This window comes from Xenorhabdus budapestensis (assembly GCF_002632465.1).
In the GTDB taxonomy this organism is placed as follows: Bacteria; Pseudomonadota; Gammaproteobacteria; order Enterobacterales; family Enterobacteriaceae; genus Xenorhabdus; species Xenorhabdus budapestensis.
This window is the reverse complement of record NZ_NIBS01000002.1, coordinates 188993-200940: the sequence shown is the minus strand read 5'-3', so window position 1 is coordinate 200940 and position 11948 is coordinate 188993. Positions and strand designations below refer to the sequence as shown.

Genomic DNA, 11948 nt, shown 5'->3' with positions numbered 1-11948 from the left:
TTAATTTTAATTAAAAAATAATCAATATACGTCATATAATATGATTAAACTTTGTCCTTAATAATTTCATTAAAGGTATTTTCGTTTGATTCTACATTAAGGTAAGAAAATCATTATGAATAATGTTAATACTCCTCAAAATCAGCAAATCATTGCAATTCTTACTCATATTGTGGGCTCCTCTCATATTCTCACTGAACCTCAAAAAACAGAACGCTATTGCAAAGGCTTTCGTTCTGGGCAAGGAAACGCCCTTGCTGTTATTTTTCCCGGCTCATTGTTGGAGCAATGGAAAGTTTTCAAGGCATGTATAGAAGCGGGCAAAATTATTTTAATGCAGGCTGCTAATACGGGGTTAACGGAAGGTTCTACACCCAATGGTAATGACTATGATCGCGATATTATCATTATCAGTACACTGAGAATGGATAAGATACAGGTTCTCAAATCTGTCAATCAGATCATTGCATTCCCTGGTAGCACATTGTGGAATCTGGAAAAAGTATTAAAACCGCTTGGCCGTGAACCGCATTCAGTAATTGGCTCTTCCTGTATTGGTGCATCGGTTATTGGTGGCGTTTGTAATAATTCTGGTGGTTCCTTAGTTCAGCGCGGGCCTGCTTATACAGAAATGGCTTTGTATGGACGTGTGAATGAAAAAGGCGAAGCCAAGCTTATCAATGAATTAGGTATAGAATTGGGGAACTCGCCAGAAGAAATCCTGACCTGTTTAGAAGAACAACGTTACCGTATTGAAGATATTCAGCAAAATAAAAGAGTAGCTTCTGATCATGAATATACCCAGCGTGTTCGTGATATTGATGCGGACACTCCATCACGCTTTAATGCTGATGAACGCAGGTTGTTTGAAGCCTCAGGCTGCGCAGGTAAATTGATTGTTTTCGCCGTTCGTTTAGATACCTTCCCGGCAGAACCTTCTGCACAAGTATTCTATATCGGTACTAATCAACCGGAAGTGCTGACAGAATTACGCCGACATATCTTATCGAGTTTTCAACACTTGCCGGTTGCTGGTGAGTATATGCATAGGGATATTTTTGATATCGCTGAAGTTTATGGCAAAGATACCTTCGTTATGATTGATAAACTTGGCACAGATAAAATGCCAAAGTTCTTCAGCTTAAAAGGGCGAGTGGATGCCATTTTCGGCAAAATTCCTTTTTTGCCAGCACATTTAATAGATCGGGTAATGCAGGGACTAAGCCGTTTGTTGCCTTCACACTTACCCACGCGCCTGAAAGTGTATAGGAATCGTTTTGAACATTATTTGTTATTAAAAATGTCTGGTGAAGGTATAAAAGAAGCGAATGAATGGTTAGAGAGCTATTTCAAACAGGCAGAGGGTGAATATTTCGTCTGTACCCCAGAAGAAGGTGCTAAGGCTTTTTTACATCGCTTTGTAGCAGCAGGAGCAGCTATTCGGTATCAGGCAGTGCATAGCAACGAAGTAGAAGATATTTTGCCGTTGGATATTGCCCTCAGGCGTAACGATCGTGAGTGGTTTGAACATCTGCCGCCAGAAATCAATGACGCACTGGTACATCGTTTATATTACGGTCACTTTATATGTCATGTATTTCATCAGGATTACATTGTCAAAAAAGGTAAAAATATTAATGCATTGAAAGATAAGATGCTGGAAATTTTAGATCAGAGAGGAGCAGAATATCCTGCTGAGCATAACGTAGGTCATTTGTATAAGGCTAAGCCCCAGCTTAAGCAGTTTTATCAAAAGAATGATCCGACTAATAGTTTGAATCCAGGGATTGGTAAAACATCTAAGTTGAAAAATTGGGGAGGAGAGTGCGGAGGTCAATGTTTTGATAAATGTTCTGATCATCAGCATGACTAGAGTAATTGAACAAAGATTGAAAAAGACAAAACCTGAGTTCTGTCTTTTTCTGTCTTGACTGAAATTTATTCAGCTAGCTGAACTGCATAATCTATCAATGCCTTTAATTGACGGCATTTCTCTTCATCAGATTGGTGTTCAATAAAAAGTTGTTCAATAGTTGCAAAATATTGGGTGATATTTTCTTGTGTCAGTATCTCCCGGCGATGCTGCAACCAACGCTGCTGTTCATCATAATCCAAAGTTGCCGAATAGTTTCTGGCGCGGTAACGGAACAGAAGTGCTTTAATGCGTGTATCTTGAAACGTTAAATCCAACGCAGGCAGATTTTGAGGAATGGTTCCACGAATAATTTCCATCGCAGTTTTATCAGCGTCACTGAAAAAGCCACTATATATCTTAGCATCAACATTATCGGATTCTGGAAATTCCTCTGGATGAGAAAACAATTCGACCACTTTTTCCCTGATTTGTGGATTGCTATGTAAGATAGCCAGATTTTGTGCACATTGGTTGCGATCTAATCCAACCCGTTCTGCATCTTGGGAGCGCAATGTATTTTCAGGCGCAATAATCGGGCATTTATTGATATGCACCAGTTTGATGGGAACAGGCGCTTGCTCTGATTGTAATTCATCTCGTCGGGTATACAGGCGTTCACGTAATTCATCCGCATTAAGCTCCAGCAAAGGTGTGATATCACCTGCCAAATCACACATGATAACGGCATTACGGTTTGTTGGATGCCAGGCCAAAGGTGCAATCAGGCTAATATTACTACGTAAAGTGCCAAACATGCCTGATACATGTACCAGCGGTTTCATTTGTGGAATATCAATTTGATTGCTGATTTTTTGTTTATTTCTTAACTGGAAAAAATAATCGAACAGCTTAGGTTGTGCTTGTTTAATCAGCTTCGCCATAGCAATAGTGGCGTAAACATCTGACATGGCGTCATGGGCTTGAGTATGTTCAACGCCATTGGCTTTTGTCAGATGTTCCAGTTTAAAGCTGGGTAGACCATCATCATTTTCTGGCCAGATGATCCCTTCTGGGCGCAGGGCATAGCAGGCACGTAACACATCAAGCAAGTCCCAACGAGAATTACCTTTTTGCCAACTATAAGCATAAGGATCGTAGAAATTGCGATAAAAAATATTACGGCTGACTTCATCGTCAAAACGGATATTGTTATATCCGAGAATACAGGTATTGGGTTTACTGAATGCAGTATGGATCAGGCGTGCAAGTTCTGCTTCATTAACCCCTTTCTTCAGTGCTAATTGGGGAGTAATTCCCGTAATCATGATAGCTTCAGGATCAGGGAGGTAATCATCAGCAGGGGCACAGTACACCACTAACGGCTCTTCAATGATATTAAAATCACTGTCAGTACGAACTCCCGCAAACTGTGCAGGACGATCTAAGGCAGGATGTTTACCGAAGGTCTCATAGTCATGAAAGTAGAAAGTGGGGGTTTTATCGTTATTCAAGGCAATTCTGCATCCATTGGTTTTTGGTTTAATTAATTAGATTTCAATGTATTATTCTTGTCTATCAGTCATGCTCATATAATTTGAGTTGTCTTACCCGTGGTAAGTTAGTTTGTCATGTGGCTAGATTAAAGATATGGTAACCCATAGGCCTATTACGTCAATAAATTATCGAAACTGGCTTGTCTATGTGTTGCCTGAAATTGTATTGTGTAGTCAGCATAAAAATTATCGGTCTAATTAAAGAAAGGTGTAAAAAATGGACAACGCGAATAAGCCGACATTCCATAATGTATTAGAGTTTGTGCGTATCTTTCGTCGCAAAAATAAATTACAACGAGAAATCGTAGACAATGAGAAAAAGATCCGAGACAACCAAAAACGTGTACTGTTACTGGATAATTTGAGTGATTACATTAAACCGGGAATGTCAGTTGAAGATATTCAAGGAATTATCGCCCATATGCGTAGCGATTATGAAGAGCGAGTTGACGAATATATTATCAAAAATGCTGAGTTGTCTAAAGAACGCCGCGAATTATCCAAAAAGCTTAAGGCAATGGATGGCGGAGTGAAATAAGATATTGACCACGCCGAAAGGCGTGGTTACTTTATCAACTCCAGTGAGGTTTTAGTTCAGGATCGACCAAAGCGTAAATCTGGTAATAAGCCTCTTTATCCTCAGCCATATGTGCCAATTGCAAAGCGACATCCTTACGACTCACTATACCGTGAATTTCCCCCTGATAACGTTGGCAATGCCCTGTACCTGCTTGATTAGTCAGACCACCGGGACGAACAATTGTAAAGTCTAATGTACTGGTTTGCAGATAACTTTCTGCCAGTGATTTGAGTCTGACTGATTGACCGAATAATGATTTGGCACGTGGTGATAAGGTGTGCCAACTATCACCACATCCTATGGATGTAACCAAGAGCATGCGTGAAATTTGAGCCTTTTCCAAAGCATCTATGATAGCAATATTGCCGTAGTGATCTGAGTCACCTCCTCCGATGGTTGAAAAAACAATGGGATTTTCTCCGGCATGTTCAATTGCTTTTTCTATACTTCGGCTGTCACAGGCATCACCTTGTATCACATTCACACCTATTGAGCTTAGTTCAATAGCTTGTTGCTCATTACGGATTAATGCCGTAATCGGGCGATTTTGTTTCAGTGCGATATCGGTCAGATAGTGTCCGATCCCTTTGCCCGCGCCAAAAATCAACCAAGGTCTAGTAGACGAAATTTTATCCATAATAATTCACCGCTTTAAATAATAACTATCTGAGTTTATTGGAATCGGAGCTCAAAGGAAATGAAACAGACGGCTTTGTAGCGTAGGTGATAAGAAATGGCTCCTAAAAAAGGGGCCATTTGATTTTATAGGCGATTATGTTATTCGATTATTCGAATGACTGTGGCTTTGACATTACTGATGTTGCGACGCTCGTTGCAGAATGCCCGCCTGCACTTCCTTTTCCTTTAAATGGATAAGCAGGGCGTTGCCATTCAGTAATAATGACTGGTTGCGCCGCCATATCCGGTGCCGGAGCTTTAGTCATTGGGGAATAAGCGTGATGATTTTTTGCCACGATGATCGGTTCTGCCATGTGACGTGCTTCTTCCTCAGATTTATGTAATACCGTGTTATGCACAGTTTCAACCTGATATGCAATATCATTGCTGATAGCTGATCCTACAGGTTCCTGTGTTGGCGTTGCAGTCAGTTCAGAGGCAGGCTCTGTAACTGATGTCACAGGAGAATGGATCACTGACTCAGTTTTAACATCTTCGTAATTGATTGTGGTTTTCTCTGCCTCTGTTGCTTCAGTAACAGCAAAGATTGAGATTGGTTCAGCAATTTTTGTAATCGCAGGAATTTGTGTGATATCAACGGATTGCTCTGATGCTATTTCTTCAATAGCAAAAATTTCAGTTGAAATCTCTATTTCAGAAATTGTTACTACAGGTGTGACAGGGTAACGAACCCAAACTTTACCTGATGCCAATTCAGGTGAAACTACCGCCATTGCAAGAGGTACAGGTGATTGTGTCAGATTACGTTCATCACGATAACGACGACGACGTTGCCCGCTGACACGCAAATGGCGTGGTGAACGTCGGGAACGACGTGGCATGATGTTATCTTGTTGCTCATTACCTTGCAGAGAACTTTGTACAGATGAGGTTTGCACACTTGTATTTTGCGCAATGGATTCGTCTGAAGCAGAAGGCGGAGTCGTTACTTCCATTTCTGTATTGATAACAGCTGGTACAGAAACTTTTTTCTCTTCTTCTACGATTACTGGAGCAGATTCAGATGTGACTGCTGGTAAGGTAGCAATAACAGCTTTTTCTTTCACGCTATCTGTAATACGGATTTTCTGCTCAAGCTGACGACGTTGGCGTCTCGGCATAACAGGTTGACGTTCTTCGATTTCTTCCTCTGGAACTTCAGTTTTGCTTACTTGTTGCGCTTTGATTTCCAACTGTTGCTGGCGTTTTTCTTCCTGACGGCGGCGTTGACGCTCTGCACGCTGTTCACGGCGCTGTTGCTGCTGAGTTTCACGAGCCTCGTTATCTATTACAGTATCATCCTGCACATTATTTTTAGGCTGAACATTACGTCCTTTACGTTGTTCATCACGCTCACGATTATTACGAGTTTCGTTCTCGCTGCGCTCACGACGTTGGTTTTGGCGGCGTGAATTATGGCGATCTGATGAACGGCGATTATCGTTACCGGAAGATTTTTTGCTCTTTTCCCGTGGTTGTTTCTCTTCCTCGCCACTGAATGTTTTTTTCAGGGCTTTTAAGAGGCGGCTGAACAAACCGGGTTTGTCTGCTTTTTGCTGATTGTTCGCTGCTGTTTTTTTCTCTTTTATTTTTGCCGTTACAGGTACAGGAGTTTCTGTAGGCAAATCGAAAGTTGAAATAGCAGGTTGTTCAGGACGTTTGCGTTCATGCTGTGCATCTTCCTGAACATTTGCCATTTCCGTTTCATGAAGTTGTGGAAGCTGATAACTCAGGGCAGAAATTTCCTCACCTTTACGAACACGTAAAACAGAGAAGTGTGGGGTCTGCATTTGGTCGTTTGGAACGATAACCACTCCGACACCACCCTGACGATGTTCAATCGCACTGACAGCTTTACGTTTCTCATTCAACAGGTAGGAAGCGATCTGAACAGGAACAATAGAATGAACCTGATGAGTATTTTCTTTCAGGGCCTCTTCTTCTATCAGACGAAGAATGGACAGGGAAAGTGATTCATTATCGCGAATGGTTCCTGTACCGCTACAGCGTGGGCAGACATGATGACTGGATTCACCCAGTGATGGGCTTAAGCGCTGACGTGACATCTCTAGCAAGCCAAAGCGGGAAATACGGCCTATTTGAATACGGGCACGATCTTGGCGAACTGCATCACGCAGGCGATTTTCAACCTCGCGCTGATGGCGTACTGGTGTCATATCAATGAAATCGATAACGATAAGGCCACCGAGATCTCGCAGGCGTAATTGACGGGCAATCTCATCTGCGGCTTCCAGATTCGTATTAAAAGCGGTTTCTTCAATATCTCCCCCACGGGTTGCGCGGGATGAGTTGATATCAATTGCGGTCAACGCTTCAGTGGTATCAATGACGACTGAACCACCGGAGGGTAGTCTCACTTCACGTTGGAAAGCGGATTCGATCTGGGACTCTATCTGGTAATGGCTGAATAGGGGGACTTCACCACTATACAGTTTGATTTTGCTGGCAAAATCAGGGCGGCCGAGAGCTGTGATATGCTGACGTGCCAAATCGAGGATTTTAGGGTTATCGATCAAGATTTCCCCAATATCCGGACGCAGGTAATCACGGAAAGCTCGTACGATAACGTTACTTTCTTGGTGAATCAAAAAAGGCGCTGGATGATTGTTTGCAGCTTTCTTAATCGCTTCCCAGTGTTTCAGGCGGAAGTTCAGATCTCCTTGTAAGGATTCTGCGGATTTGCCGACACCGGCTGTACGGACGATAAGCCCCATACCTTCAGGGACTTCAAGAGAAGAGAGTGCTTCTTTTAATTCGATGCGGTCATCACCTTCGATACGACGGGAAATACCGCCTGCTCTTGGATTATTTGGCATCAGAACCAGATAGCTGCCAGCCAGACTGATAAAGGTTGTTAAGGCTGCACCTTTATTGCCTCGTTCTTCTTTATCGACCTGAACGATAACTTCCTGGCCTTCTTTAAGTATGTCCTTAATGTTGGGGCGGCCGTGGGCATGATAATTACTTGGAAAATATTCACGAGCAATTTCTTTTATAGGTAGGAAGCCATGTCGTTCTGCACCATAATCAACAAAAGCGGCCTCAAGGCTAGGCTCAATCCGTGTAATTTTACCTTTGTAGATATTTGCCTTTTTTTGCTCGTGCCCAGGACTTTCAATATCCAGATCATATAGACGTTGCCCATCAACAAGGGCGACACGCAACTCTTCCTGTTGGGTTGCGTTGATTAACATTCTTTTCATTCTAACTTACTCATTATTTTTTACATTAGTATAGAGCTGCGAGTAAAAAGAGAAGCACTACTGGTAACCGATGACCTCGTGTCTTTTACAAAACCGCCAGCCTCACGGCTATCGTTTGTATAGAGGTGCCTAATTGTCGGCGAGCCTGAATTTCATTTCTTTCATTGGAAGAAACGCAGCGCTCTTTATTGGGGGATACTGTAATAAATTAGTACAGGTTCTACCCAGTCCAGTAAGTTGCAACCCACAGCCCATAAATTGTTTGATTAAACATTACGTCTTACGCCATTGCTGCGTTTTTGTTCAAACAAACAGATAACAAACAATTTCAATCTGCCATTCATAGTTTAGTAAACTGTGGCCGGAAAGCATTATTCCATTGCTGTTGGGGTGATAGCAAGGTGACTTTATCGCTTTAAGAGTTTTTTATCATGAAATAGTGATAAGTTGTTAATCTTTAGCCTTTATTCTAAGACAATTTAATAATAAAGAATGAAGATATGGATATTATTTATACATAATTAAAAAATGAGTAGCACTCTGTTTGCTGGATAATTAAAATTGCGTTCATGAAAACAAATAATCAAATTGTACAGTTTGTCACTATTGATGACGATGAAGCAGGCCAGAGAATTGATAACTATTTGCTGGCTCGCTTAAAAGGTGTACCTAAGAGTATGGTCTATCGGATCTTGCGCAAAGGTGAAGTTAGAGTCAATAAAGGAAGAGTTAAGCCTGAATATAAATTGACAGCCAATGATATTGTCAGAATTCCGCCTGTCAGAGTGGCAGAAAAACAGAATGTTCCTGTTTCTGTGAAGCTGGATAAAGTAGCGGCTTTGGCAGAATGTATTCTTTATGAAGATGATTATATTTTAGTTATCAATAAACCATCAGGAACAGCCGTACATGGTGGAAGCGGGCTAAGCTTTGGTGTGATTGAAGGATTGCGTGCATTACGGCCTGAAGCGCGTTTTCTTGAACTGGTACATCGCCTTGATCGTGATACCTCCGGGGTTTTACTGATTGCGAAGAAACGTTCAGCTTTACGTTCACTACATGAGCAATTACGTTTAAAGCAAATGCAGAAAGATTATTTGGCATTGGTGCGCGGCCAATGGCAATCCCATTGTAAAGTAGTGCAGGCACCTTTATTAAAAAATATTCTACAAAGCGGCGAGAGGGTTGTTAAGGTTAGCAGTGAGGGTAAACCATCTGAGACGCGTTTCAAGGTTGAAGAGCGGTATGCATTTGCCACACTGGTGCGAGCCAGCCCTGTAACGGGACGTACTCACCAGATCCGTGTGCATACCTTATATGCAGGGCATCCAATTGCATTTGATGATCGCTACGGTGACAAAAAATTTGATGAACAGCTTGCAGAAACAGAGATAAATCGGCTATTTCTGCATGCCAGTTCATTAAAGTTTACCCATCCATCAACAGGAGAGACTTTGCGTTTTGAAGCGCCAATGGATATCGGGTTACGGCAATGTTTAAAAAAATTGCGTCAAATGTAATTAAATAGTCATAGGTTAGTTATGAATATTGTGCCGTCAGAGGGTTTATCCCCTGGCGGATAAACATTTCTGTCAGTGTAATCAATGGCAGCCCAATTAATGTATTGGGATCTTTACCGTCAAGTTTTTCAAATAACGTAATTCCCAAACCTTCACTTTTAAAACTGCCCGCACAATTGAAAGGCTGTTCTTTTTTTAGATAGTTGATGATTTCAGCTTCAGTCAGTGTCCTGAAGTGAACATGAAATGGTTCACAGCGCGTATCGGTATTTCCTGTTTTGCTATTGAATAATGTGATGCCAGTGTAAAAAGTGACGCGTTGTCCACTGGCTTTTTTTAGTTGTGAGAGAGCATTCTCAAAATTATGGGGTTTTCCTGTAATTTTACCGTTTAAAACACATACCTGATCGGAACCTATAATAAGGTGACTGGAATAATGTTTTTGTAATGTGGTAGCCTTTGCTTGTGAAAGGCGTATGACTAATTGCTCAGGAGTTTCATTCTCCTGCGAACTTTCATCAATATGTGGTGCTGCACAGGTAAAAGGTAAACCTATTTTTTCTAACAATAAGCGGCGATATATCGAAGTTGACGATAAAACAATCGGAAGCATCATTTTTCCATAAAATACGTAGAGAAATATTTGCAGGCATTTTAAACTATACACCGCTTATTAAGCGAATATTTGGCGAAAAGGTGCAGATGTGTGGCCTTTTTCTTTGACTATGTCTCATTACAAAGATAATATGCGCGCCTTATGCAGAAGGTAAAATTACCCCTGACCATTGATGTACTTCGTACAGCCCAGAAAAGATTAGACTACGAAGGTAGTTATTCTGCTGAACAAGTATCTCGTCTCGTAGAGTCTGTGGTCAGTGTGGATAGTGATGTAGATAGCTCATTATCATTTCAGATTGATAATCAGCGTTTGGCAGTTGTAAAAGGGCATTCAGATGTGGATGTTACGTTTGCCTGTCAGCGCTGTGGCAGTAATTTCAGTCATCATGTTCACACAACGTATTGTTTTAGCCCGGTCGTCAATGATGAGCAGGCTGACGCATTACCGGAAGAGTATGAGCCAATTGACATTAATGAATTTGGTGAAATAGATTTACTGGCTATGATTGAAGATGAAATAATTCTCTCTCTGCCAGTAGTTCCGGTACATGATTCTGAACACTGTGAAGTGTCCGACGCGGACAGGGTGTTTGGTGTTCTGCCTCCTGAAGCAGAAAAGCCAAACCCATTTGCCGCATTAGCCAGTTTAAAGAAAAGTACTTAAGGAGTAAGGTCAATGGCCGTACAACAGAATAAACCAACTCGTTCTAAACGTGGTATGCGTCGTTCTCATGACGCACTGACTACAGCACAAGTTTCTGTAGACAAAACTTCTGGTGAAACTCACCTGCGTCACCATGTGACTGCTGATGGTTACTACCGTGGCCGCAAGGTAATCAACAAGTAATTTCAGCTAATTATTAGCAAGTTGATATCTTGGCTAATCTAACCTTAGCGTTAGATGCTATGGGCGGGGATTTTGGTCCTCGCATCACGGTGCCTGCTGCATTGCAGGCACTGGCATCTAATCCGCGATTAAAACTACTGTTGGTCGGTGATCCCGAAACCATTTCTCCTTTGCTTGCAAATAAAAATGCTGAGCTGCTCGGCCGTTTGCAAATTATTCCTGCGGAACATGTTGTTGCCAATGATGTAAGGCCTTCTCAGGCAATTCGTTCTAGTCACGGCACTTCAATGCGTATTGCACTAAATTTAGTGAAATTAGGTGAAGCGCAAGCATGTGTCAGTGCGGGGAATACCGGAGTGTTAATGGGGCTGGCTAAATTGATGTTGAAATCGATAGAGGGGATTGAACGGCCTGCTTTAGTGACAGTTATACCCAATTTGAAACAACAGAAAACAGTTGTATTAGATTTGGGCGCTAATATTAATTGTAATAGTCGTATGTTAGTGCAATTTGCCATTATGGGCGCTGTGATGGCAGAAGATGTTGCAGGTGCAAACAATCCGCGTGTGGCATTACTTAATATCGGGGAAGAAGAATCCAAGGGGCTAGATAATATCCGCGAAGCCGCCATGATATTACGGAATAGTAATTTAATTAATTACATAGGTTATGTGGAAGGTAATGAGTTATTAACGGGGAAAACAGATGTCCTCGTGTGTGACGGCTTCGCAGGTAATGTTACGCTGAAGACAATGGAAGGCGCAATCAGAGTGATTCTGTCTCTGGTTAAATCACCAGGTGGACAGAAGAAAAAATCGTCATGGTTGGTGAAAATATTCAGGAAGTTTTTGCTCAAACAAATAGCAAAACGCTTTGGTCATCTAAACCCTGATCAGTATAACGGCGCAACACTATTAGGATTGCGTGGTATTGTCATAAAAAGTCATGGTGCCGCGAATGAATACGCATTCAAAGCTGCTATCGAGCAAGCCGTTAAGGCGGTAGAGAAGCAGGTTCCGGAAAGGATCGCAGCCCGACTAGATGCAGTATTACCCAAGAGTGAATAAGCATAA

10 protein-coding genes are annotated in these 11948 nt (G+C 41.8%); 6 read left to right on the top strand and 4 right to left on the bottom strand.

The window, feature by feature from the left end; genetic code table 11:
- Positions 1 to 115: 115 nt before the first annotated feature.
- Positions 116 to 1873 (top strand): D-lactate dehydrogenase, encoded by a 1758-nt coding sequence (gene dld, locus Xbud_RS03615; RefSeq protein WP_099134787.1) that lies wholly within the window; start codon positions 116 to 118, stop codon positions 1871 to 1873.
- A 65-nt stretch (positions 1874 to 1938) separates the two neighbouring features.
- Here the strand turns inward: dld and sbcB are convergent, their stop codons facing one another.
- Positions 1939 to 3366, bottom strand: a complete 1428-nt coding sequence (sbcB, locus tag Xbud_RS03610; protein ID WP_099134786.1) for an exodeoxyribonuclease I — start codon at positions 3364 to 3366, stop codon at positions 1939 to 1941.
- 259 nt (positions 3367 to 3625) lie between these two features.
- On the opposite strand from sbcB, the gene tmaR reads away from it, so the two are divergent.
- A complete protein-coding gene (tmaR, locus tag Xbud_RS03605) occupies positions 3626 to 3946 on the top strand; it encodes a PTS system regulator TmaR (RefSeq protein ID WP_038260346.1) in 321 nt (106 codons plus the stop codon).
- 34 nt (positions 3947 to 3980) lie between these two features.
- Here tmaR and Xbud_RS03600 read toward each other — a convergent pair whose 3' ends face one another.
- Together Xbud_RS03600 and rne are read right to left on the bottom strand one after the other, a co-directional pair.
- Positions 3981 to 4625, bottom strand: coding sequence for an SDR family oxidoreductase (locus Xbud_RS03600; protein WP_099134785.1), 645 nt, complete (start codon positions 4623 to 4625; stop codon positions 3981 to 3983).
- A gap of 148 nt (positions 4626 to 4773) precedes the next feature.
- The gene (gene rne / locus Xbud_RS03595; protein ID WP_099134784.1) at positions 4774 to 7890 is read right to left on the bottom strand and encodes a ribonuclease E; all 3117 of its coding nucleotides are present in this window, start codon (positions 7888 to 7890) and stop codon (positions 4774 to 4776) included.
- A gap of 569 nt (positions 7891 to 8459) precedes the next feature.
- Between rne and rluC the strand changes: the two genes are divergently transcribed.
- Positions 8460 to 9410: a 23S rRNA pseudouridine(955/2504/2580) synthase RluC gene (gene rluC / locus Xbud_RS03590; protein WP_099134783.1), complete on the top strand. Its 951-nt coding sequence runs from the start codon at positions 8460 to 8462 to the stop codon at positions 9408 to 9410.
- Positions 9411 to 9429: 19 nt separating this feature from the next.
- Here rluC and Xbud_RS03585 read toward each other — a convergent pair whose 3' ends face one another.
- A complete protein-coding gene (locus tag Xbud_RS03585) occupies positions 9430 to 10023 on the bottom strand; it encodes a Maf family protein (protein WP_099134782.1) in 594 nt (197 codons plus the stop codon).
- Between the two features lie 144 nt (positions 10024 to 10167).
- On the opposite strand from Xbud_RS03585, the gene yceD reads away from it, so the two are divergent.
- Genes yceD through plsX form a run of 3 tightly spaced genes read left to right on the top strand, consistent with a single transcriptional unit; the run spans position 10168 to position 11942 of the window.
- Entirely contained in the window at positions 10168 to 10692 is a 525-nt protein-coding gene (yceD, locus tag Xbud_RS03580) for a 23S rRNA accumulation protein YceD (RefSeq protein WP_099134781.1), read from the top strand.
- 12 nt (positions 10693 to 10704) lie between these two features.
- A complete protein-coding gene (gene rpmF, locus Xbud_RS03575) occupies positions 10705 to 10875 on the top strand; it encodes a 50S ribosomal protein L32 (RefSeq protein ID WP_038260337.1) in 171 nt (56 codons plus the stop codon).
- Between the two features lie 29 nt (positions 10876 to 10904).
- Positions 10905 to 11942 (top strand): phosphate acyltransferase PlsX, encoded by a 1038-nt coding sequence (gene plsX, locus Xbud_RS03570; RefSeq protein ID WP_099134780.1) that lies wholly within the window; start codon positions 10905 to 10907, stop codon positions 11940 to 11942.
- The last annotated feature ends 6 nt before the right edge of the window (positions 11943 to 11948 follow it).